General features: G+C 60.0%; 21 protein-coding genes and 1 pseudogene. 10 read left to right on the top strand and 12 right to left on the bottom strand.

Annotated elements, in window-relative coordinates:
* Positions 1–39: 39 nt before the first annotated feature.
* Positions 40–1143, top strand: a complete 1104-nt coding sequence (locus FFM53_RS04645) for a COX15/CtaA family protein (RefSeq protein ID WP_138387568.1) — start codon at positions 40–42, stop codon at positions 1141–1143.
* Between the two features lie 30 nt (positions 1144–1173).
* Here the strand turns inward: FFM53_RS04645 and FFM53_RS04640 are convergent, their stop codons facing one another.
* The 7 genes and pseudogenes from FFM53_RS04640 to FFM53_RS04610 form a co-directional block, all read right to left on the bottom strand.
* Positions 1174–1965, bottom strand: coding sequence for a sulfite exporter TauE/SafE family protein (locus tag FFM53_RS04640; protein WP_138387567.1), 792 nt, complete (start codon positions 1963–1965; stop codon positions 1174–1176).
* 180 nt (positions 1966–2145) lie between these two features.
* Positions 2146–3078 carry an N-acetyl-gamma-glutamyl-phosphate reductase gene (gene argC / locus FFM53_RS04635; RefSeq protein WP_138328280.1) on the bottom strand — a complete coding sequence of 311 codons (933 nt, stop codon included), beginning with the start codon at positions 3076–3078 and terminating at the stop codon, positions 2146–2148.
* A 60-nt stretch (positions 3079–3138) separates the two neighbouring features.
* Entirely contained in the window at positions 3139–4101 is a 963-nt protein-coding gene (gene speB / locus FFM53_RS04630) for an agmatinase (RefSeq protein ID WP_138328279.1), read from the bottom strand.
* 223 nt (positions 4102–4324) lie between these two features.
* Positions 4325–5511 (bottom strand): annotated as a pseudogene (gene cml, locus FFM53_RS04625) (CmlA/FloR family chloramphenicol efflux MFS transporter).
* 307 nt (positions 5512–5818) lie between these two features.
* On the bottom strand, positions 5819–6286 hold the full coding sequence (gene rpsI / locus FFM53_RS04620; RefSeq protein ID WP_003558419.1) for a 30S ribosomal protein S9: 468 nt from the start codon (positions 6284–6286) through the stop codon (positions 5819–5821).
* Between the two features lies 1 nt (position 6287).
* Positions 6288–6752 carry a 50S ribosomal protein L13 gene (gene rplM / locus FFM53_RS04615; protein WP_003558420.1) on the bottom strand — a complete coding sequence of 155 codons (465 nt, stop codon included), beginning with the start codon at positions 6750–6752 and terminating at the stop codon, positions 6288–6290.
* A 315-nt stretch (positions 6753–7067) separates the two neighbouring features.
* The gene (locus tag FFM53_RS04610; protein ID WP_173883543.1) at positions 7068–7967 is read right to left on the bottom strand and encodes a LysR family transcriptional regulator; all 900 of its coding nucleotides are present in this window, start codon (positions 7965–7967) and stop codon (positions 7068–7070) included.
* A gap of 73 nt (positions 7968–8040) precedes the next feature.
* On the opposite strand from FFM53_RS04610, the gene FFM53_RS04605 reads away from it, so the two are divergent.
* The gene (locus FFM53_RS04605) at positions 8041–8271 is read left to right on the top strand and encodes a DUF1127 domain-containing protein (RefSeq protein ID WP_138328276.1); all 231 of its coding nucleotides are present in this window, start codon (positions 8041–8043) and stop codon (positions 8269–8271) included.
* A 96-nt stretch (positions 8272–8367) separates the two neighbouring features.
* Positions 8368–9201, top strand: a complete 834-nt coding sequence (locus FFM53_RS04600; protein ID WP_138387565.1) for an enoyl-CoA hydratase — start codon at positions 8368–8370, stop codon at positions 9199–9201.
* Here the strand turns inward: FFM53_RS04600 and FFM53_RS04595 are convergent, their stop codons facing one another.
* Both FFM53_RS04595 and FFM53_RS04590 read right to left on the bottom strand, forming a co-directional pair.
* The gene (locus tag FFM53_RS04595) at positions 9202–10038 is read right to left on the bottom strand and encodes an EamA family transporter (protein ID WP_138387564.1); all 837 of its coding nucleotides are present in this window, start codon (positions 10036–10038) and stop codon (positions 9202–9204) included.
* 476 nt (positions 10039–10514) lie between these two features.
* Complete coding sequence (locus FFM53_RS04590; RefSeq protein WP_138387563.1) at positions 10515–10838, bottom strand: hypothetical protein; 324 nt, start codon at positions 10836–10838, stop codon at positions 10515–10517.
* A gap of 120 nt (positions 10839–10958) precedes the next feature.
* Between FFM53_RS04590 and FFM53_RS04585 the strand changes: the two genes are divergently transcribed.
* A complete protein-coding gene (locus FFM53_RS04585) occupies positions 10959–11387 on the top strand; it encodes a CoA-binding protein (protein ID WP_033180348.1) in 429 nt (142 codons plus the stop codon).
* Between the two features lie 117 nt (positions 11388–11504).
* The gene (locus FFM53_RS04580; RefSeq protein ID WP_138387562.1) at positions 11505–12788 is read left to right on the top strand and encodes an O-acetylhomoserine aminocarboxypropyltransferase; all 1284 of its coding nucleotides are present in this window, start codon (positions 11505–11507) and stop codon (positions 12786–12788) included.
* A gap of 141 nt (positions 12789–12929) precedes the next feature.
* On the opposite strand, the gene FFM53_RS04575 is transcribed toward FFM53_RS04580, so the two are convergent.
* Complete coding sequence (locus tag FFM53_RS04575; RefSeq protein WP_246413092.1) at positions 12930–13877, bottom strand: YeeE/YedE thiosulfate transporter family protein; 948 nt, start codon at positions 13875–13877, stop codon at positions 12930–12932.
* A gap of 140 nt (positions 13878–14017) precedes the next feature.
* Positions 14018–14545, bottom strand: a complete 528-nt coding sequence (locus FFM53_RS04570; RefSeq protein ID WP_138328271.1) for a YkgB family protein — start codon at positions 14543–14545, stop codon at positions 14018–14020.
* 277 nt (positions 14546–14822) lie between these two features.
* Here FFM53_RS04570 and FFM53_RS04565 point away from each other — a divergent pair, with 277 nt between their 5' ends.
* The gene (locus tag FFM53_RS04565; RefSeq protein WP_138328270.1) at positions 14823–15392 is read left to right on the top strand and encodes a TetR/AcrR family transcriptional regulator; all 570 of its coding nucleotides are present in this window, start codon (positions 14823–14825) and stop codon (positions 15390–15392) included.
* Here the strand turns inward: FFM53_RS04565 and FFM53_RS04560 are convergent.
* A complete protein-coding gene (locus FFM53_RS04560) occupies positions 15346–15771 on the bottom strand; it encodes a hypothetical protein (RefSeq protein ID WP_246413089.1) in 426 nt (141 codons plus the stop codon). The two genes, FFM53_RS04565 and FFM53_RS04560, sit on opposite strands and share 47 nt — an antisense overlap.
* A gap of 297 nt (positions 15772–16068) precedes the next feature.
* Between FFM53_RS04560 and FFM53_RS04555 the strand changes: the two genes are divergently transcribed.
* The 4 genes from FFM53_RS04555 to pstC all read left to right on the top strand — a co-directional run bounded on the left by FFM53_RS04555 (position 16069) and on the right by pstC (position 21251).
* Positions 16069–16413, top strand: a complete 345-nt coding sequence (locus tag FFM53_RS04555; RefSeq protein ID WP_138388015.1) for a cupin domain-containing protein — start codon at positions 16069–16071, stop codon at positions 16411–16413.
* Positions 16414–16682: 269 nt separating this feature from the next.
* Entirely contained in the window at positions 16683–18812 is a 2130-nt protein-coding gene (locus FFM53_RS04550; protein WP_138387561.1) for a bifunctional diguanylate cyclase/phosphodiesterase, read from the top strand.
* Positions 18813–19165: 353 nt separating this feature from the next.
* Positions 19166–20188, top strand: a complete 1023-nt coding sequence (pstS, locus tag FFM53_RS04545) for a phosphate ABC transporter substrate-binding protein PstS (protein WP_138387560.1) — start codon at positions 19166–19168, stop codon at positions 20186–20188.
* An 85-nt stretch (positions 20189–20273) separates the two neighbouring features.
* A complete protein-coding gene (gene pstC, locus FFM53_RS04540) occupies positions 20274–21251 on the top strand; it encodes a phosphate ABC transporter permease subunit PstC (RefSeq protein ID WP_138328267.1) in 978 nt (325 codons plus the stop codon).
* Positions 21252–21253 lie beyond the last annotated feature (2 nt).

Here is a 21253-nt window from a genome sequence, read left to right as displayed (position 1 = left end):
CCGGTGGGGCAAATCAACTGCCGGATAGAAGGAGACATCATGGCCGTCGCAAACCGGACCACGGAACAGGCGATCCTGAGCGAAATGCGCAAGCAGAATCGCGACCGCCGCGCCTTGCGCTTCTGGCTCGGCTTCGTGCTTTTGGCGCTTTTCTGTCTCGTGCTCGTCGGCGGCGCCACGCGGCTGACCAATTCCGGCCTGTCGATCACAGAGTGGAAGCCGATCCACGGCGTCATCCCACCGCTGTCGGCCGCCGAATGGGAGGAGGAATTCCGCCTCTACCAGCGCATTCCTGAATTTCAGCAGTTGAACAGTTCCATGACCGTCGATGAGTTCAAGGGCATCTTCTGGTGGGAATGGGCGCACCGGCTGATCGCGCGTGCCATCGGCGTGATCTTCGCGCTGCCGCTCATCTATTTCTGGCTGACGGGGCGAATCGAGAAGCGTCTGCGCTGGCCGCTCGTCGGCATCCTGGCGCTCGGCGGCCTGCAGGGTTTTATCGGTTGGTGGATGGTGTCCTCGGGCCTTTCCTCCCGCACCGACGTCAGCCAGTACAGGCTGGCGACGCATCTCGTCATGGCCTGTCTGATCTTTGCCGGCTGCATGTGGATCATGCGCGGTCTCTCCAGACATTCCGACGATCCGGCGCCGACAAGAAGCTCGCGCGGTTTTGCCGCCGCGATCGCCATTTTCGCGCTGTTCCAGATCTATCTCGGCGCGCTGGTGGCGGGCCTCGACGCCGGTTTTTCCTACAATACCTGGCCGCTGATGGACGGCGCCGTCATCCCTTCCGATCTGCTGATCCAGCAGCCCTTCTGGATCAACGCCTTCGAGAACCCGAAGACGGTGCAGTTCATCCATCGCATCGGCGCCTATACGCTCTTCGCACTGACGTTGATCAACATGGTGATCGCCCTTCGCGCAGCATCTTGGACCACCCATGCACGCCGCGCCATCCTGCTTTTCGTGCTGGTGACGCTGCAGGCAGCGATCGGCATAGCCACGCTGCTGATGCAGGTGCCGCTTCACTGGGGCCTGCTGCATCAGGCCGGCGCGCTGGTGGTTTTCGGCTTCGCCGTCGCCAACTGGCGCGGCTTTTACGGCGAATATCCGCACGGGACGATGATCGCCGAGCGCGATTGACGCGAGCGGCCTTCGCTCCACGGAGGGGTTCTAGCGCAGCACGCCATCGAGCAGCGGCATGCCGATGATCGCGGCGGCGGCGATCAGGACGTAGCAGGCGATGCGGAAGGTCCGCTCCTCGGCAAGCCCGAACAGTTTCGAGCCGCCATAGAGCCCGACCGCATAACTCGGCAGAATGACGACTGTGAGCGCAAAGACGGCAGGCACGAACAGTCCGCCGAAGTAATAGCTTATGGCGCTGAAGACGCTCGAAATCGAGAAATAGAGCACGACATTCGCCCTGACGCGGGTGAAGTCGCTCTTGCCGCCGAGCCAATAGGCGACAACCGGCGGCCCGCCGAGCTGCGCGGCGCCGCTGAAAAGCCCGGCGATCAAGCCGATGCCGCTGGTCAGCGGCGCGGATGGCTCCCCGTGATAGCGCCATCCCGATACCAGCAGCGCAAGCAGGCAGATGGCGATGATCGTGATACTCCAGCGCAAGAGCAGCGGGTCGAGCAACGCCAGTATCGCCGTGCCGGCTGGGATGCCGAGCGCAGCACCGGCCGCCATGACGAAGACTTCTCGTCGGTTGGCGCCGCGCCAGGCCGGCGGGATCATCCCGAGTGAGGCAATGCCGTCGATGACGAGCAGGATCGGTGAGATCAGCTTCGGCCCGACGATCGCGCCGCCGAGCGGAACGAAGATCAGCGCGGCGCCGAAGCCCGAAAAGCCGCGGGCAAGCCCGGCGATGAAAGCAAAGGCCATCAGCGCATAGATGCCATGGTCGGGCAGGGCAGCGGTAAACCATGCGTGCACGCCATCGACCAGCGCATCGAGCGTCATGACATAAGGCTCCTTGATTCGGGAACGGCAGGCGAGGAAGGTCCGCTCTCATAGCCCAATCGTCGCTGATGATCGAGCCGAAAGCGATGCTGCGGCCGCCGAGGCAGGCGGCCGCGAGATCATGATGATGAGATCGACACAAAGCTTGAGCGGCATCAGGTCGATGCCGCCGCTCACGCCTTACGAGGCGAGCATCAGGTCCATGTTCTGCACCGCAGCGCCCGAGGCGCCCTTGCCGAGATTGTCGAGCAGCGCCACCAAATTGACCTGCGAAGCGCCCGGGGTGCCGAAGACGAAGAGCTTCATCGTGTCTTTGCCTTCGAGCTCGACGGCGTTGATACGGGGCAGGGTCTTGCTTTCGGCCAGCGGTACGACACTGACGATATCCTGGCCGGCATAATGAGCGACGAGGGCGGCATGGATGCTCTGCAACGTCGTGCCCTCGGCGAGATCGTCGAGATGCAGCGGCACCTGCACGATCATGCCTTGCGCGAACTTGCCGACCGACGGCGAGAAGATCGGCGCGCGGTCGAGCAGGCCGTGCACGGTCATCTCGGGCACATGTTTGTGGGTGAGCGGCAGGCCGTAGAGGAAATGCGGCGCGGTGATCGCATCCGGATGATCCGGGTTCTCCATCTGCGCGATCATCTGCTTGCCGCCGCCGGTATAGCCGGAGACCGCGTTGACCGTAACCGGATAGCCGTCCGGCAGAATGCCGGCGGCGCGCAGCGGCCGGATGAGGCCGATCGCTCCAGTGGGATAGCAGCCGGGATTGGCGACGAACCGGGCGGCAGCGATCTTGTCGGCCTGCTGCTTGTCCATTTCGGCAAAACCATAGGCCCAGCCGGGATTGACGCGGAAGCCGGTCGAGGTGTCGATGACGCGGACATTGTTGTTGGCCGAAACCATCTGCACCGCTTCCTTCGACGCATCGTCGGGCAGGCAGAGAATGGCGATGTCGGCGCCGTTCAGCATGTCCTCGCGCATGGCGGCGTTGCGCCGCTCGGCTTCGGGTATGGACAGAAGTTCGACATCGCGGCGGCCTGCCATGCGCGTGCGGATCTGCAGACCCGTCGTGCCGTGTTCGCCGTCGATGAAGATTTTCGGTGCCATGTTAAACCTGCGCTTTCAATGGGTTCTGAAGGTTTCCGGATTCAGTTTGAGGATGATAGGTCAGCCTTGTGACACCGCGATGGCGCGGCGCTCGGCATGAAGCCCCAGCATATACATCGCCACCGTTGCCCCCGCAATGGCGGTGATATCGGCATGATCATAGGGCGGCGATACCTCGACGACGTCGGCGCCGCGGATATCGAGCTGGTGCAGGCGCTGCAGCACCGAGAGGATCTTGGCGCTCGATGGTCCGCCTGAAACCGGCGTGCCGGTGCCCGGCGCAAAGGCTGGATCGAGGCAATCGATATCGAAGGTGAGATAGGCCGGCGCCCCGCGCGTATGGGAGATGATCGCCGAGGCGATATCGCTGGCGCTCATCTCCTCGACCTGATGACCGTAGAGAATATTGACGCCGCAATCCTCAGGCGCATGGGTGCGGATGCCGATCTGAATGGAGCGGTCGGGATCGATGATGCCTTCGCGAGCGGCCCGCGCCACGAAAGAACCGTGGTCGATGCGGCGTTCCTCGTCGAACCAGGTATCCTGGTGCGCGTCGAACTGCACGAGCGCGAGGGGGCCATGTTTTGCCACATGCGCTTTCAGCAGCGGCCAGGTGACGTAATGATCGCCGCCGAGCGTCAACAGGAAGGCGCCGCTGTCGAGGATGACATTCGCCTGGCGTTCGATAGCGGCTGGCGTGTCCTGATGATTGCCATAGTCGAGCAGGCAATCGCCGTAGTCGATCACCGCCATGTCGGCGAAGAGATCGCGGTTGAAGGGATATTGCGCATCATTGTCGAAGATCGCCGAGGCGCGCCGGATCGCCTGCGGCCCGAAGCGTGTGCCCGGCCTGTTCGATGTCGCAGCATCGAAGGGAATGCCCCAGACGGCGACGTCGACGCCGGCGAGCTCCTTGGTGAAGCGGCGGCGCATGAAAGACAGCGCGCCGGCAAAGGTCGGATCGCTGGCAGCGGAGGTGAGGCTGGTCGCCGTAAAGGCGTGGTCAATCGATCTGTTCGCCAAATCAGGCTCCTTTTTCGGTCGCAAAATCATAGTCGCGTTCGATACGGACACTGCATTGCAGGATCGCCGTTCGACGCCAGGGCGTCGGGCGGCGGGTCTCTCGCGAAGGAATTGGCCGATCCCCCGCGCGCAGAAAGGGGTAGGCGAGGTGCGGACGGATTTCAAGCAATCGTTCGGACGACGGCCGCTCGTTATCGTCGAGCGACCGTCATTTGTCCGCTGCCTATCGGGCCGGCTCCCGCAGGCACCACAACCCAGCCAGGGTCGTCAGCGCGGTCGCTGAGACATAGCCCACGAGCGGCCAGGCACTGTCGCCGCCGAGTAGAATCACGAAGAAGGTTCCGGCAAAGCCGACGATGATGCTCTGGACGCAGAAATAGAGCGCGACCGCCGTCCCGGCCGTGTCGCCAAAGCCGTCGAGCGCGCCGTTGGCGGTGACCGCTGTCGCAACGACGATACCGATCGCGATGATCCACATCGACACGACGAAGCTGACGAGGGAAGGCTGCAGAAACAGCTGTCCAAAGGCAAGCAGCACGGCGCCGAGAAGCAGCATTGCCATGCCTCTGGCAAGGCTGCCTGCAATGCCCCAGCGCATGACGAAACGTTTGGCAAAACGCGCCGTAACGATCATCACCAGCGCCACCGTGGCAAAGATGAAGCTGAAGGCGATGCCGGAAAAACCGGCTTTGTCGATCAGGATACGGGGTGCCGTCGAGAAGAAGACGAAGAAGGCGCCCATCGCCGTGCTGAAGCCGCCCGTATAAACCCAGAAGGGAAGGCTTGTCAGGATCGGGCGGAGAGCGATCTTCGCGGTAACGGCAGGGCGGGTTTCGTGCCATCGCATGCCGGCGTTGAAAAGCGCGGCAACCGCAAGGAGGCCGATGACGAGGAAGATGGCGCGCCAGCCGAAGCGATCCGTGATCAAGCTCCGATGATCGGGCCGAGTGCGGGCACGAAGGAGAGAAGGGAGCCGAGAAGGCTATAGATCGTGCTGCTTTCGGGACGCCCGGCGTAGACGTCACGCACGGTTGCGAAAGTTGCGACGAGGGTCGCCGACGCGCCGACTGCCTGCAGCAATCTCAAGACCACGAAGATCGGCGCCGACGAGGAGCCGGCAAGCAGGAAGGATGAAGCGGCAAAGAGTGCAGCACCTCCAAGCAGGACAGGCCGTCGTCCGACAATATCGGAAATTGGGCCGAAGACGATCTGGCCGACACCGAGCACGAGCATGTAGAGGCTGAGGGTCAGTTGAATGACCGCCGGCGAAGTGCCGAGCACCTCCGGCATGACCGGCACGATCGGCAGATAGATATCCATGGCGAGCGAGGCCAGGATGTCGAAAGGTGCCATCAGCAGCAAGGCTGCCGGCAGGGGATAGGTCCATTGCTGGATTTTGGGATAAGACATGGGAAAGAACCCGCTCAAATGATTTCATTCGGCGGCGATCTGTCTCTTCATCAGTATCGGGATTGACCGGACAGACGCCGCAACAACAGGGCAGAGTTGTTGCGGCTTATTTGTCTGCGGACTTGGTTGTTCCCATGATGCGACCCTGACTGTGGCTTCGCTCATTTCCGAAGCGCTTTGCCAAGTTTCTACCAGCAGCGCTGGAATGCGACAATGGCATGCCGGCACGCTTCCGATTGATTTAGACAGCGCAAAACAAAAAGGCCGGGTTGCCCCGGCCTTCGTAAATTCCGTCTGTCCGAAGCGATTAACGCTTGGAGAACTGGAACGAGCGGCGGGCCTTTGCCTTGCCGTACTTCTTGCGTTCGACGACGCGGCTGTCGCGGGTCAGGAAGCCGCCCTTCTTCAGTACCGCGCGCAGGCCCGGTTCGAAGTAGGTAAGCGCCTTGGACACGCCATGGCGAACGGCACCGGCCTGGCCGGAGAGGCCGCCGCCGGCAACGGTTGCGACGATGTCAAACTGACCGTCACGGGCAGCCGCAACGATCGGCTGGCGTAGGATCATCTGCAGCACCGGACGTGCGAAATATTCCGCGAATTCCTTGCCGTTGACGGTGATCTTGCCGGAGCCCGGCTTGACCCAGACGCGGGCGACGGCGTTCTTGCGCTTGCCGGTCGCGTAGGAGCGGCCGAGCGAGTCGACCTTGCGGACGTGGGCCGGAGCAGCAGCTTCGGAAACCGTGCCGAGATCCTTCAGGGAGGAGAGGTCAGCCATATCAGGCGCTCCTTACGTTCTTTTTGTTGAGCGCGGCAACGTCGAGGGCGACCGGCTGCTGGGCTTCATGGGGATGGTTGGAGCCGGCGTAAACGCGCAGGTTCTTCATCTGGCGACGGCCGAGCGGGCCACGCGGAACCATGCGTTCGACGGCCTTTTCGAGGACGCGCTCCGGGAAGCGGCCTTCGATGATCTGGCGTGCGCTGCGTTCCTTGATGCCGCCGGCATAACCGGTGTGCCAGTAGTAGACCTTGTCGGAATACTTCTTGCCGGTGAAAACGACCTTTTCGGCATTGATGACGATGACGTTGTCGCCGTCGTCAACGTGAGGCGTGAAGGTTGCCTTGTGCTTGCCGCGCAGGCGCATAGCGATGATGGAAGCGAGACGGCCAACGACCAGCCCTTCGGCGTCGATGATCACCCACTTCTTCTCCACCTCTGCAGGCTTCTGGGAGAAGGTTGCCATAGTGAATACTCTCTTTTGGGACCCTTGGCCCGAGGGCTTGAAGGGCGTTTCTTGTTGCTTGGATTGGCAGGCTTTAGGCATGCCAAAAAGAAAGCAGCCCGGACAGGCTGCGTTCTGGGGCGGTGTATAAAGGCAATGTGACACTGGGTCAATATCGATTTCCCGAAGGTTTGGAAAAATTTTGAAGCAAAAACAAATACTTAGATATGTGGTATTTGGATACCTCATATTTCTGCGGTCGCGAACTGTTGCGTCTGACGTTTTTCACGTCATCTCTGCCGGTTTGAAATCGCGTCCCCTGGTCCAAAGCGGTTCTCAACCTTTGAACGCGCGCAGGCATTTCATCATTTCGCGAAGGCCGCGTGTCAGATGTTTGTCCCGGCGCAGAACCATGCCGAGGCGGCGCGTGAGCCGCGGGTTTAGCGATGAAGTCGTCACCAGGCCGGCGCGGTCGCGCTTCAGCGCCAGCCCCGGCAGGATCGACCAGCCGAGCCCCACGGCCACCAGCTCCTTGATCGCCTCGATGCTGCCGAACTCCATCGCAGGTCGGATCCTGGTATCCGGTGCAGCCAGCCACGCGTCGATCGCCCGCCTGGTATTGCCGCCCTCATAAAGCAGCAGCGTCCTGTCGCGCATGAAGGCGGCGTCCGGCCCGCCTTCGGGCATCAGGCTGCCCGCAGGCGCGACGGCCAGCAATTCCTCCTCGTAGAACGGCTCGATCTCGAAGTTCCGTCCCGATGCCGGCAGGGCGACGACGGCGATATCGAGGCTGTTGGCCTCCAGATCGCGCAGAATGTCATCGGCATCGCCGATGCGCACGGTGATTTCGAGGCCGGGCATGGATTTTCTGGCGACGGCGATGGCGGGAGGAAGCAGATGGATCGACGCCGTGCCGCCGCTGCCGATGCGCACACGGCCGCTGGCGCCATCTCTATACGGCATCATCGCTTCTTCCGCGGCGGCCGATTCCTGAAGCAGTCGCCTTGCATGCACGAGCAGGTCGAGGCCTGCCGCGGTCGGCTGCGCCCGCCGCCCGACACGCTCGATCAGCCGGACGCCGAGCCGCTGCTCGAGCCCCTTCACCTGCAGGCTGACGGCCGGCTGCGTCAGGCCTTCCTTGTCGGCCGCAGCCGTGAAGCTTCCGAGCTCGGCGACGTTGACAAAGGCGGCAAGCTGATCGAGGTGGAGAGGCATACAAAAGAGATCCTTATGCATATCATAATATCCATAAGCTTCTTTCGCGGCATCTTCCAGCGCATCTTTCATCCGTTGAAGAAAGGAAGAAGAGATGGCCCTGGAATTAAGCGGGATCCTTGACACACCTCGCGATATCGTTCGGTCGAGACTTCGCGGCATGGCGCGCTGGAGCCTGCGGCTGCTGATGACGATCGAACATCACCTCGAAAAGCGCCGCAGCCGCCGCACGCTTTTGGAACTCACCGACGACGAGCTTTGCGATGTCGGTCTGACCCGTGCGCAGGCGAGCGCAGAAACATCGAAGTCGTGGTTCTGGTCCTGACGGCAACGGTCTCTGCGGGGAGTGTGGATCCTGCTCGAAATTTCCGGCGCCTTGTGGCAAAACGTCTGCCTGGAATCGAGCGCAGGGAGCAGCATCATGGCCGAAATCGTATCCTTCCGGAAGGACGCCGCCGGAGCGGAAGAGGGCGGCATGCTGACCCGCTCGCTGCGCGACGGCGTGCTGCGGCTCGTGCTCAACAACCCACCGGCCAATGTGCTTTCGATCGCGCTTCTCGAAGCGCTGATGCAAGAACTCGAGACGGCCGGGGCGGAGCCGGATGTGCGCGTCGTCGTCATCGCCTCGACCGGCAATGTCTTTTCCGCCGGGCATGATCTCAAGGAACTCACCGCCCATCGCGCCGATGAAGATCAGGGGGGCGGTTTCTTCGAAAGGTCCTTCCGGCTCTGCGCCGATCTGATGCTGAAGATCGCGCATCTGCCGAAGCCTGTCATCGCCGAGATCGACGGGCTTGCAACGGCTGCGGGCTGCCAGCTCGTTGCCTCCTGCGATCTGGCGATCTGCACGGACAATTCGACATTCTGTACGCCGGGCGTCAACATCGGCCTGTTCTGTTCGACGCCGATGGTGGCCGTTTCCCGTGCCGCGCACCGCAAGCAGGCGATGGAGATGCTGCTGACCGGCGAGACGATCGACGCCTCGACCGCCAAGGACTTCGGCCTCGTCAACCGTATCGTGCCAAAGCAGTATCTGGCGCAGGTGGTTTCCAAATATGCGGCTGTGATCGCCAGCAAGTCGCCACTGACACTGAAGATCGGCAAGGAAGCCTTCAACCGGCAGCTCGAACTGCCGGTGGAGGCGGCATATGATTATGCCGCCAGGGTGATGGTCGAGAACATGCTGACTGAGGATGCGCAGGAAGGGATCGGCGCCTTCCTCGGCAAGCGCAAGGCCGAATGGACAGGTGAGTGATCACGCCAGTTTCAGAAGCAGCCCGCCGATCGCGATGACGACGCCGGCGACGTAGCGCCAGATGCTGGCTTTTTCCTTGAAGACGGTGATCGAGATCACCAGTGCAAACAGGATTGCGGTTTCGCGCAAGGCTGCGACGGTCGCGACCGGGGCTTTCGTCATCGCCCAGAGTGCCAGCCCGTAGGAAGCGATCGAGCCGGCGCCGCCGATAAGGCCGCGCCACCAGTTGCGGCGAACGTGACGCACGACCGCGAAAGCGCCGCGCTGGGATGCTGCCCAGGAAAACAGCAGCAGCGGCGGCAGCAGCGACATCCACAAAGTGTAGGAAACCGCATTGCCGGAGATGCGCGCGCCGATTCCGTCGACATAGGTGTAGCTGGCGATGACGCAGGCATTGGCAAGCGAGAGGATGACGGCGCGGCTGCTGCCGCGCCGCGCCTCGAGGGCAAGTGTCAGCACGCCGGCCGAGATCGTCATCGTGCCCGCAAGGGCGCCGCCGGAAAGATTTTCCTTCAGGATGAAACCGCTTGTCGCAGCGATCAGCAGCGGCGCGCAGCCACGCATCAGCGGATAGACAAGGCCGATATCGCCGGCCCGGTAGGCGGCGGCGACCAGCTGGAAATAGGCGAACTGCAGGATGGCAGAGGCGCCGATGAACGGCCAGGCCGAGGCGTGCGGCAACGGCAGGAATGGCAGGAACGGCAATGCCGAAACCGCGCCGCCGGCCGAGATCAGCGCCGCGTCGAGGGACTTATCGCTCCCCGCCTTGATGATGGCGTTCCATGTCGCGTGCAGCAGTGCGCCGAAGAGAACGAGCAGGATGACGTCGAGAGGCAAGGGAGTAATCCGGAAAGGATGAGAGGAAGCGGAACACGCCTCGCCTTCGGCGTTTCAAATTCGTGAAAAGACAACTGGGATTTGCACGAAATTGCATGGCGGCGGTCGCTTACGTGTCCATATGACGAATAGCATCCTTTCAGGAGGTGAACAATGGCGACCCATTGGAGCAATTTTTACGTGCGCGCGACATGCGTTCAATCCACGCGATCCTTTCAACTATGAGATGTTTCTAATGGATGCGGGAACAAAGCGTGGCTTTATCGAGAACAAAAAGAGAAAATACCTGCAGGAATTCGACAACTGATTATTCTATGGTGCTGAAATATAGATATTATTCTATAACTTTGACATAAGGGAAAATTAAAGCTTCTGATTGTGCAATCATCGCGAAATCGCAGCGCGGGATTGATCTCAAACCTTTCGCAACCGCGAAAGGCGTACTGTTCCTGCGCCCGACATGACGGCGAAAAACATCAGAGCTGATGATGCGGAACGAAGAGCATCCCGTCAAGGTTGTCGATGTTCTGGCAGTTCAGCACTTGGCAGCGGGGAGTGTCTTTTGAAGGGATATATGTCCATTCCGCATAATCGGTCGCGTCGCAATAATTGCTGTTGCGGACATAGCGATCGTAGAGCGGCAAGCCACGGGGAGACTGGTAGCGGAAGATGACCGCGCCCTGATTGTGGATGGCGGCACGCACGCTGGCACAGCTCATGGTTAGCGGATTGTAGCGCGAGATCGCCAGCGCCGGCGATGTGGCCAGCACGAGCATGAGGGCAAGAGCGACTTTTTTCATCGAATCATCCTCAGGGAGTATCCAATTCATATATACGGAAAAGATGCCCAGTCGGTTTCACGGACACGCAAAAAAATATGCCGGCCGCGCCGAAGGGCTTTCGGGAGTGGAGAAATGGACATGAATCACGACGCCTACACGGATGATTACCTCGCCGGAATCCTGCATTCTGTAAAGACCATCGCGCTGACCGGCGCTTCGCCCAATCCGGCCCGGCCGAGCAACGGCGTCATGGGCTATCTGCTGTCGCGCGGCTACGAGGTCATTCCTGTCAATCCGGGGCAGGCGGGCAAACAGATCCAGGGCCGTACCGTGTATGCCCGGCTCGCCGACATTCCCGTGCCGATCGACATGGTCGACGTCTTTCGCGCCTCCGAATATCTGGACGGGGTCGTCGAGGAGGCGCTGGCGCTGAGGCCGCTGCCGAAGATCATCTGGTCTCAGCTTGGTGTCCGCGACGATGCGGCTGCGGCAAAGGCGGAGGCCGCCGGCATCCAGGTGGTGATGAATCGCTGCCCGGCGATCGAGTATCCCCGTCTTATTGCCTGAGTTGCGGTCCTCGGAGACGGATTTTCCACCGAACGCCCACGGGTTGAAACGGATCGCGATTAACTTTCGCAAGCGACCGGCTATGATCCTGCCCGTCAGCAACAACTGGAGGACGACATGGCCAAGAACGATCCGGGATTCAACACGTTGGCGATCCATGCCGGTGCGCAGCCCGACCCGACGACTGGCGCGCGGGTAACGCCGATCTACCAGACGACCGCTTTCGTCTTCAATGATTCCGATCATGCCGCCGCCCTTTTCGGCCTGCAGGCCTTCGGCAACATCTACACCCGCATCATGAACCCGACGCAGGCCGTGCTCGAGGAGCGTGTCGCAGCGCTCGAGGGCGGCACCGCAGCCCTTGCCGTCGCCTCCGGCCATGCGGCGCAGGTGATCGTCTTCCACAATATCATGCGCCCCGGCGAGAATTTCATCGCTGCCCGCCAGCTCTACGGCGGCTCGATCAACCAGTTCGGCCATGCCTTCGAGAATTTTGGCTGGCAGGTGCGCTGGGCCGATGCCGCCGATCCGGCAAGCTTCGAAAGCCAGATCGACGACAAGACGCGCGGCATCTTCATCGAGAGCCTCGCCAATCCCGGCGGCACTTTCGTCGATATCGCCGCCATCGCCGACGTCGCGCATCGCAACGGCCTGCCGCTGATCGTCGACAATACGATGGCAACGCCTTATTTCATCCGTCCGATCGAGCACGGCGCCGACATCGTCGTGCATTCACTGACGAAGTTTCTCGGCGGCCACGGCAATTCCATGGGCGGCCTCATCGTCGACGGCGGCACCTTCGACTGGTCGAAATCCGGCAATTATCCGATGCTGTCGAGCCCGCGGCCGGAATATAACGGCATGGTCCTGCACGCGACTTTCGGCAATTTCGCCTTTGCGATTGCTGCCCGTGTGCTCGGCCTGCGCGACCTCGGGCCGGCGATCTCGCCCTTCAACGCTTTCCTGATCCTGACCGGCATCGAGACGCTGCCGCTCAGGATGCAGCGCCACAGCGACAATGCGATCGCCGTCGCGAAGTGGCTGAAGGCGCACAGCAAGATTGCCTGGGTGAACTATGCCGGCCTCGACGACGACCCGAACCACGCCCTGCAGCAGCGCTACTCGCCGAAGGGCGCCGGCTCCGTCTTCACCTTCGGCGTCAATGGCGGCTATGAGGCGGGCAAGACGCTGGTCGAGGGGCTGGAGCTCTTCTCCCATCTTGCCAATATCGGCGACACCCGTTCGCTCGTCATCCATCCGGCCTCGACGACGCACCGGCAGTTGACAGACGAGCAGAGGATCGCTGCCGGCGCAGGCCCTGACGTGGTGCGCCTCTCCGTCGGCATCGAGGACGTCAAGGACATCATCGCCGATCTCGAACAGGCACTCTCGAAGATCTGATGTGGTTCGCAACAAACGTTTTTTAATTTCGCAGATGATGTTTGTCGGCATACAGCCATAAAATCAGCGCCGAGGCGACGATCGCGCAGCCATACGGTCGTAACGATCAAGCGTGAGCGCGCTCGGACTTTGGGGAAGGGTTCAAGACCACGATCGCGCTGTTGAACCAAATCTAGCGATCAGCACGGCAAGCGCTGCCACCATGATAAGATAGGCGACGAAGGCCTGCCACGCTCCCATTGGGAGACCGACAAGCAGGAGAGTGTCATTTCCACCTGGGATAAGGAGCGCCCCAAAGCCCATCAGCAAGCCTCCAATTGTTCTTCGCGACACGCTCTTCCATGTCGGCGGCCAGCTCAGTGAAAACTGATGCCGGCGAATTCTCGCCGAGACGAGACTGCCGCTAAACATGCAGACAAAGATGAGTGAACTCGTCACCGGGATCGAAAGCATCGATCCGACCGAGGTCGTGACTGAGAAGCGAGGGGCGAACGCCGATAAGGTGGCCGAAGTTATGCCAATAGTACCCATTGCCAATGTCAGCCGACGGAAGTTGGTCTCCGATTTGATCGAGACGCCGAGTCTCAGGAGTAGGAACACGAACAAAACCACCAACAAGGCTTCTAGCGCAAGCGGCGGTGAAGCGCTGATTGGCATCGGCTCCGCGCGCAGATTGAACACAGAATCGAGGGACAGGATCACAAGAATCCCGAGGAAGGTGAAACCGAAATCCATCTCTCCGTTACCAAAGTGCCCTACCGATCCAAAAATGCAGGCACCGTTTACATATACGCCGACACCAAAAAGGATGGCTGCGCCGACCATGTGAACCAAAGGCGACCATCCACCATTCATGGTCGGCAACTTGTCGAGGATGATATAGGCGATCGCGGCCCACACTGCGCATTCGGCCAGAGCGAGAAATCGCGCGGGTCTGCGTTCGGAAATCAATTCCGTCGTAGCGATGAAGGTGCAGATCGACCCGTGGTTCATCGCGAAGCCGAGGACGAAGCCCAGCCCTCCAATCAAACCGAAACTGGCCCACGTCTCGAAGTCTGCCACCCCAATGCCGTGGGATAACCCGTTCACGGCACCAATCCTCCGTACGTTCAGTGAAGAAGATCGCGGGCACAATGACACGAGTTTGGAACTTAGTGAATGGCGAACGCCCCGATCCAGGCTTGGATCGGGGCGTTCGCACGAATGGCAGATGTGCCGAGCTTCCGGATTTAGGTTCTCGTGAAGCGGATTGCGGTAAGGGAATCCATTGCAATCCAGAGTGATAGCGCCAGAAGGCCGACGTCTTTGAGCAGGAACTGGCCAGGAGCGACCGAGATGGCCGGGAACCCGAGTTCGGGAACAATCACGCCAGGGGTCGTAATCATGAAGCTGATGGTGGTGACAAACAGTCCGGACGACAGGACGCCTCCCACAAGCGAATAAATCGGGTTGACAAGTCTTGCGGCTATAAGTGCGCCGATGCTGAGTTCGAGGACTCCCAGGAAGCTCGAAAAGCCTCGCACGCTCAAGATGGAGTACATCCAGCTTACAAGAGGGTTGTTGCTGACCAGATCGACCAGTCCTTGGGCCTCGTAGGCTGTGAATTTCATGCCGCCAAACCAGGCATAGATCACGATGATTGATACATAGAGGCCACCGGTGGTTGCCGTGCGGCCATAGGTCTCTGCTAGATGCAGGATGCCTGCGATGCGTTTCGATTTCGGCTGGATGCCGACATGATCGATAAATTGGGTCATTTCCTTCTCCCATTGATGTCTGGACTTTGCGGTCAGTTCGACGACCCAAATCCAGAACGATACAGATCTGTATCGATGTTGAATTAATACTACTGATCTGTATCGTTTTCCAATCACGAAATCGCGATCCATGTCGCTTCCGATTGACGGTGCAGCATGGCGACTTGCGCGTAACTGTCAGCTGCAGCCGTATTCTATTCCCAGCCAACAAGCCATTGCTTACCATCCGACGAGTGATTAAGTATCACTACAGATCAGTATTTTTCGGTGAGGGATAATGCGGCGATCGGAAATCAGGGACCATCTGCTCGAAACATCTTTGCGCCTGTTCAACGAGCATGGTTACCATGCGACTGGCATTGACTTGATTATCGCGGAAAGTGGCGTAGCGAAAACGACCCTATACCGACACTTCGAGACAAAGGAGGACCTGATCCTCAAGGCGCTCGAGCGGCGCGACGAAGAGGATCGCCGTAAGATGCGCGAGTTTGTCGAGAAGCGTGCGACCGATCCGATGGAGCGAATTCTGTCGACGTTCGACTTTCTGGAACTCTGGTTCAAGGACAAGGATTTTAGAGGCTGTGGATTTATGGCTGCTGCTGGAGAACACAAGGACATCGCTGATCCCGTGTTCCGAGCGGCGGAGATGCACAAGCGCTTGGCGCTCGCCTACTTCGAAGAACTGGCTCATGCTGTGCGATTCCGCGACCCTCGGCGTGTGGCGGATGAAATCAATCTTCTCCATGAAGGAGCAACGGCGGTAGCCCAAATGGTTCGCTCAGCGGAGCCTGCCGGTCAGGCTAAACGAATGGCAACGGCGCTCCTTTCAACGATGGATCGCGGTTAGTCTGAAACGAGACTGTGCGGTCACGCATGAGGGCATTACCAGCGAAGTGAGATAGCCAGACCTTCGTCCGCAATTTGTCGCGTGCTGCGTAGTCGTGAATTGCCTGTGCGAGGTCGCCGAAAACGGGGCTGTCCTCGTCCGCGCCGATCTCTGCCAGCCGCATCGTGTACCACGCGGTGATCCCACCCTCGGGGGCTTGCGAGAACCTTGGAAAAGACGGCTCGGGTTTCTGATCGTCTTTCCAGAGATTGGGAAGTGAAGGCTCAAGGACGAGCGCACGTGCGAGGCCGACGATGTCGACTGCACCGCTTGCCACAGCGTCTTCGGCCTGAGCGCGCGTCTTGAAGCAGCCTGTCAGCATAAGAGGCTTGGCAGTCATAGCGCGCGCGTTTTGCGAATTCGAGGAAATAGGGTCCGCGTCCGGACCTGTCGGAGGCGGATTTTGCTCCAGGAAAGTAGAAGGCAACTGAAGCGGCTCGAACAGGGGTCAACGAGTTTGCATTAGAGATTCCACGAGAAATACTCCGGCATGCATTTTTATCGGCGAAAACGGGGAGCACGGCAACACCAGCACGAAGATCTATGCGACGGGATACAAAATCGCTAATGATTTCAAATAATCCCACGCAGGCATTGGCTGCGAAGGAGACTGACATCAGAGAGGTCCATGACGACGATGGCAAATTTCATCACCTTCAGCATCGACGGCGTCGAACCCGAGTTCGGCGCCCCGGAGCCCGGCCGGATCATCTCCGGCGATCCGCAATTCCGTACGTGGAACCTAGAGGAGAGAGAAGGTGGCCTTTATTCCGGCATCTGGGAGGCGACACCCGGCAAGTGGCGGATCGTCTACGAGGAATGGGAATATTTCAGCCTGCTGGCCGGCCATTCGATCGTGACGGAGGACGGCGGTGAGCCGGTTCATCTGAAGGCAGGTGACCGGATGATCCTGAGACCCGGCTTCAAGGGAACGTGGGAAGTCGTTGAAACGACTCGCAAGGACTACGTGATCAAGGTTTGAGCGGGCCGGCAAATGGGGCGCGACGAAGCCGGGCCTTTCCCGTTTTCGGCTTCGCCTTTTGTCGTCGCAGTCGCAGCGATGATCCGAAACGGCAAGCGGGCAAAGACGGTGCTTGTGGCCTCATATCCCGGATTTGAATGCTTTTAACCAATCCCATTAATCGTGCCTACATCGGCAAATGCTAAACCCTTATCTGCAGCGCATTGCGGACATGATGTCTCCTGCCGTCCCCCAGACATGGCCTTGCAATTAATCTTTGCGGAATTTGCATGTCGTCGAATCTTGCAGCCAGGCACGTTCGGACTCAAACGTCTTCCATCATTGCGACAACCGTCTGCTTCCTTGTCGTCGCTCTCGTATTGACCGGCCTTATGGCACATGTCGTCGCCACGATGACCCGGTCGGCGAACGAGATCGACGATGCCAGGGCCAGTCGCGCCGCCCGCGCGGCGGTCGCAGCCTTTGTGGCTCGCTTGAGCGGGACAACTACGGACAATGCCATATGGGACGATGCCTACAGTGCTGTCTCATCTCCGGCCGCTGCGGATTGGGCCTATGAGAATTGGGGAAAAACCAGCGAGGATTATGCGCTTTATGACGGCGCGATCGTGACCGGCCCTGACGGGTCTTCGATCGTCTCGGCCTATGCCAAAGGCAAGCCCTTCCAGCCGGGCACGTTTTTCGGAGAAGCCTTTTATCAGCAGATCAATGCGGCTGCAGCTCCGGCCAAGGCGCCGGTGGTCAATTTCATCAAGACCGATAGCGGTATGGCACTCATCGCCTCGCAGGCGATCCAGCCGTTCGAGGCCGCCGCCGAGGTTCCGAAGTTCAGCGTGCTGAGTTTCTACAAGGCCTTTACGTCGGAGGTACTCGACACTCTCTCCAACGAACATGAACTCGAGGGGCTGAGCCTTGAGACGACGCCCAAGCCGGGATTCCTGAACACGCCGATCACCGACATCAAGGGAGGCGTGATCGGCTACCTCGTTTGGCCGAGCAAAGCGCCCGGAAGTGCCGTGTTTCAGCAGGTCTATCCTTATCTTGCAGCTTCTACCGTCGTTCTTTCGCTATTCTTGATCGGCGTTCTGTTGGTTGGCGCATCCGAAGCGCGGCGCCTGCGCCAACTGGCGCAAACAGCTCGCTTCGAAGCGAGCCATGACAGCTTGAGTGGCTTGTTGAACAGACAGGGTCTTCTCCGCCTGCTGGAGGATCTGGAGAGCCCGGAACCTTCGTCACCGCGGCTTTACTTGGTTGATCTCGACGGCTTCAAGGCGGTCAACGATGCTTGGGGGCATGCGGTTGGGGATGATTTGATCCGGATCGTCTCGAACGCGCTGATGACCAGTCATCCCGAAGTCCTGGCCGCGGCCCGGCTGGGAGGCGACGAATTCGCGTTGGTGCACGTTGGAGCCACTGCACGCGAAGAGATGGAAGAGGCGATTCTGGCGCTGTTTGCCGAGCCCTTCAAAATTGACGGGCGAACGATCGAAGTTGGCGCAAGCATCGGAGCTGCGGCGCACGATGGAGACATATCGCCTTTGGAGCTTCTTCGCAGAGCCGACATGGCCCTCTATCGAGCCAAGGCAAATGGTAAAGGTCAGGCGGTTGAATACGATCCCGAACTGGACCGGGAACGCATACGGGTCGCCGAGCTGGAAGGTCTCTTGAAAAACGCCATCGGCAGCGGCGCAATCGAAGCTGTTTTCCAGCCTCTCGTCTCTGCTTCGACCGGCGCTGTCACCGGTCTTGAAGCACTGGCGCGCTGGAAAACTGCAACGGGAAACGTCAGCCCGGAAATATTCATCCCGCTTGCTGAAAGGTGCGGCCTCATCGATGCCCTTGGCGTCCATATGCTGAGAACGTCGATCGGGCATGCCAAGAGCTGGCCCGGTCTGACTTTGTCGGTGAACGTTTCGCCGATCCAGCTCTGCAATCCGGAATTTGCTGCCCAGGTGATCGCGATCCTGCAGGAGTTGGATTTCGATCCAAACCGCCTGACACTGGAAATCACCGAAGGCGTTCTGATGACAAATCCGGATCAGGCCCGTCGGTCGATAGACCAACTCAAGCGCGTCGGCATAAAGTTTGCTCTTGATGATTTTGGCTGCGGCTACGCCAGCATCGGTGCATTGCGGCAGTTTGGGTTTGATCGCATGAAGATCGACCGCTCGCTCGTGTCCGCTCTCGATGTAACCGCAAATGGCGCCGATATTCTTCGGGCAACCATCTCCCTGGCGACTGCTCTGCAGATACCCGTGACCGCCGAAGGTATTGAGAATACCCGTCAGGCGGCGATCTTGCGAGACGCCGGCTGCGACCAGCTTCAAGGGTATATGCTCGGAAAACCCATGTCGGCATGCGACATATCCAGCAGGCTGCGAGAAGAGTCGGCCGCGTGATCTCGTAAAGGCCATCGCACGAATTCGGTATCGGCCACGAGCCGCCCGGCATTTCGAAATCCTGAAAACGACATTTCCAGGCATCGCTGCGGCAATCCACCACAGCCATGCGTCAATCTATCCCAATGTTTTTGCTAAGGCTTTGTTAAATCCGCGATTCAATCGAAAGGCCGTAACTGCCGCGTTTGACGCACGGCCCTGCATTCGGTTTCGGCGGTCAAAAACCGTCATCAAACTGTAATAAAACGCGCCTAGCCCGCCTGATGTGACGAGAATTTCAGCGCCCCGACAATGGACACCCCCTCCATGGCGCTGGCCTCATTGTTTTTCAAATCCATTAGGGAAGCGCTCATATGCTCACCAAGAAACTTCTTTCGGCCTGCCTCGGTGCGGGCCTGGTCGCCGCGCTGGCGGTTTCGGCCTCCGCCGCCGATATCACCGGCGCCGGCTCCACCTTCGTCTACCCCGTCCTGTCCAAGTGGTCTGCGGACTACAACAAGCAGACCGGCGACAAGCTGAACTACCAGTCGATCGGTTCGGGCGGCGGCATCGCCCAGATCAAGGCTGCAACGGTTGACTTCGGCGCGTCCGACGCCCCGATGAAGCCGGAAGACCTGACGACTGGCGGCTTCGGTCAGTTCCCGCTCGTCGTCGGCGGCATCGTGCCCGTCATCAACGTCAAGGGCATCAAGTCGGGCGAACTGAAGCTCACGGGCAAGGTTCTCGCCGACATCTACCTCGGCAACGTCACCAAGTGGAACGACAAGGCCATCGCCGATCTGAACCGCGGTCTGAAACTGCCCGACAGCCAGATCGCCGTCGTCCACCGTTCGGACGGTTCGGGCACCTCCTTCAACTGGACCAACTACTTCTCCAAGGTCAACGAAGACTGGAAGAGCAAGGTCGGCGAAGGCACGGCCGTCAACTGGCCGGTCGGCATCGGCGGCAAGGGCAATGAGGGCGTTGCCGCATACGTCACCCGCGTCAAGGATTCGATCGGTTATGTCGAATACGCCTACGCCCTGCAGAACAAGCTGCCTTACGTGCTGATCCAGAACGCCGCAGGCCAGTATCCGAAGCCGAATGCCGAAAGCTTCTCGGCTGCAGCTGCGAGCGCCGAATGGACCAAGGCTCAGGACTTCTACCTGATCATGACCAATGCTCCGGGCGAAAAGGCCTGGCCGGTGACTGCCACGACCTGGGCGATCATGTACAAGGAGCCGAAGGATGCGGCGCGCTCCAAGGCCGCCTTCGCCTTCTTCAAATGGGCGCTCGAAAACGGCCAGAAGGAAGCTTCCTCGCTCGACTACGTTCCGCTTCCGGAAACTCTGGTGAAGCAGATCGAAGATTACTGGACGGCCTCCTTCAAGGGCTGATCCTGACGAAACTGCGGCCGGGGCGGCAAGCCAAGCTTTCCGCCCCGAATCCTTTGACATCCTCAAAGCAGCAGAGCGGACGGATATGAGCGAAGCAATGGCATCGCTGCCCGCCACAACCGCGGGCGTCAAGCGCCGCGACGGCGCGGCAGGCGATCGTATTTTTTATTGGATAGTTTTGGGCTGCGGCCTGTTTGTTCTGGTCGCACTGTTCGCAGCGGCGTTCTCCATGGTCTGGGACGGGTTTCTCGCGTTCCGGACCTTCGGCTTTGGCTTCCTGACCGGCATGGAATGGGATCCGGTTGCCCAGCGGTTCTCGGGCCTTGTGCCGATTTACGGCACGCTGGTCACCTCGGCGCTCGCCATGATCATCGGCGTTCCCGTGAGCCTCGGTATCGCCGTTTTCATTACCGAAGTTGCGCCGCGCTCCATTCGCGGTCCGATCGGCGGCGCCATCGAGCTTCTCGCCGGTATTCCCTCGATCATCTACGGCATGTGGGGTCTCTTCACGTTTGCTCCCTTCATGTCGGACTACGTTCAGCCGGTGCTGATCGACTGGCTAGGCCCGATCCCGATAATCGGCGCATTGTTCACCGGCGCCCCGCTCGGCATCGGCATGCTGACGTCAGGCATCGTGCTGGCGATCATGATTATCCCCTTCGTCTCCTCGGTCATGCGCGACGTCTTCCTGGTCGTCCCCGCGCAGCTGAAGGAATCGGCCTATGCGCTTGGTTCGACCAAGTGGGAAGTGGTGCGCGACATCGTCATTCCGCACACCCGCACCGCTGTCGTCGGCGGCATCTTCCTTGGTCTCGGCCGCGCGCTCGGAGAGACCATGGCGGTCACCTTCGTACTCGGCAACACCCATAACATCGCTGTGTCGTTGATGGAGCCCGGCACGTCGATCGCTGCGACGCTCGCCAACGAGTTTGCCGAAGCTTCAGATGATCTCTACAGGTCGTCGCTCTCGGCGCTCGGTCTCATCCTCTTCGTTGTCACCTTCATCGTTCTGGCGGCCGCCAAGCTCATGCTGGTGCGCATGGCAAGACAGAGGGGAGAGTAGTC

The sequence above is a fragment of the Rhizobium indicum genome (assembly GCF_005862305.2).
Taxonomy (GTDB): domain Bacteria; phylum Pseudomonadota; class Alphaproteobacteria; order Rhizobiales; family Rhizobiaceae; genus Rhizobium; species Rhizobium indicum.
This window is presented reverse-complemented; position numbering and strand designations above follow the sequence as displayed.

What these genes read in the sequence shown, in the direction of transcription:
- rpsI (WP_003558419.1), bottom strand. Translation starts at nt 6,286, where the DNA reads ATGGCTGACCTCTCCTCCCTGAAGGATCTCGGCACGGTTTCCGAAGCT.
- FFM53_RS04590 (WP_138387563.1), bottom strand. Translation starts at nt 10,838, where the DNA reads ATGAAAAAAGTCGCTCTTGCCCTCATGCTCGTGCTGGCCACATCGCCG.
- FFM53_RS04600 (WP_138387565.1), top strand. Translation starts at nt 8,368, where the DNA reads ATGGCCGAAATCGTATCCTTCCGGAAGGACGCCGCCGGAGCGGAAGAG.
- FFM53_RS04640 (WP_138387567.1), bottom strand. Translation starts at nt 1,965, where the DNA reads ATGACGCTCGATGCGCTGGTCGATGGCGTGCACGCATGGTTTACCGCT.
- FFM53_RS04560 (WP_246413089.1), bottom strand. Translation starts at nt 15,771, where the DNA reads ATGACTGCCAAGCCTCTTATGCTGACAGGCTGCTTCAAGACGCGCGCT.
- pstC (WP_138328267.1), top strand. Translation starts at nt 20,274, where the DNA reads ATGAGCGAAGCAATGGCATCGCTGCCCGCCACAACCGCGGGCGTCAAG.
- FFM53_RS04550 (WP_138387561.1), top strand. Translation starts at nt 16,683, where the DNA reads ATGTCGTCGAATCTTGCAGCCAGGCACGTTCGGACTCAAACGTCTTCC.
- FFM53_RS04565 (WP_138328270.1), top strand. Translation starts at nt 14,823, where the DNA reads ATGCGGCGATCGGAAATCAGGGACCATCTGCTCGAAACATCTTTGCGC.
- argC (WP_138328280.1), bottom strand. Translation starts at nt 3,078, where the DNA reads ATGGCACCGAAAATCTTCATCGACGGCGAACACGGCACGACGGGTCTG.
- rplM (WP_003558420.1), bottom strand. Translation starts at nt 6,752, where the DNA reads ATGGCAACCTTCTCCCAGAAGCCTGCAGAGGTGGAGAAGAAGTGGGTG.
- FFM53_RS04585 (WP_033180348.1), top strand. Translation starts at nt 10,959, where the DNA reads ATGAATCACGACGCCTACACGGATGATTACCTCGCCGGAATCCTGCAT.
- FFM53_RS04610 (WP_173883543.1), bottom strand. Translation starts at nt 7,967, where the DNA reads ATGCATAAGGATCTCTTTTGTATGCCTCTCCACCTCGATCAGCTTGCC.
- pstS (WP_138387560.1), top strand. Translation starts at nt 19,166, where the DNA reads ATGCTCACCAAGAAACTTCTTTCGGCCTGCCTCGGTGCGGGCCTGGTC.
- FFM53_RS04645 (WP_138387568.1), top strand. Translation starts at nt 40, where the DNA reads ATGGCCGTCGCAAACCGGACCACGGAACAGGCGATCCTGAGCGAAATG.
- FFM53_RS04580 (WP_138387562.1), top strand. Translation starts at nt 11,505, where the DNA reads ATGGCCAAGAACGATCCGGGATTCAACACGTTGGCGATCCATGCCGGT.
- FFM53_RS04605 (WP_138328276.1), top strand. Translation starts at nt 8,041, where the DNA reads ATGGCCCTGGAATTAAGCGGGATCCTTGACACACCTCGCGATATCGTT.
- FFM53_RS04570 (WP_138328271.1), bottom strand. Translation starts at nt 14,545, where the DNA reads ATGACCCAATTTATCGATCATGTCGGCATCCAGCCGAAATCGAAACGC.
- FFM53_RS04555 (WP_138388015.1), top strand. Translation starts at nt 16,069, where the DNA reads ATGGCAAATTTCATCACCTTCAGCATCGACGGCGTCGAACCCGAGTTC.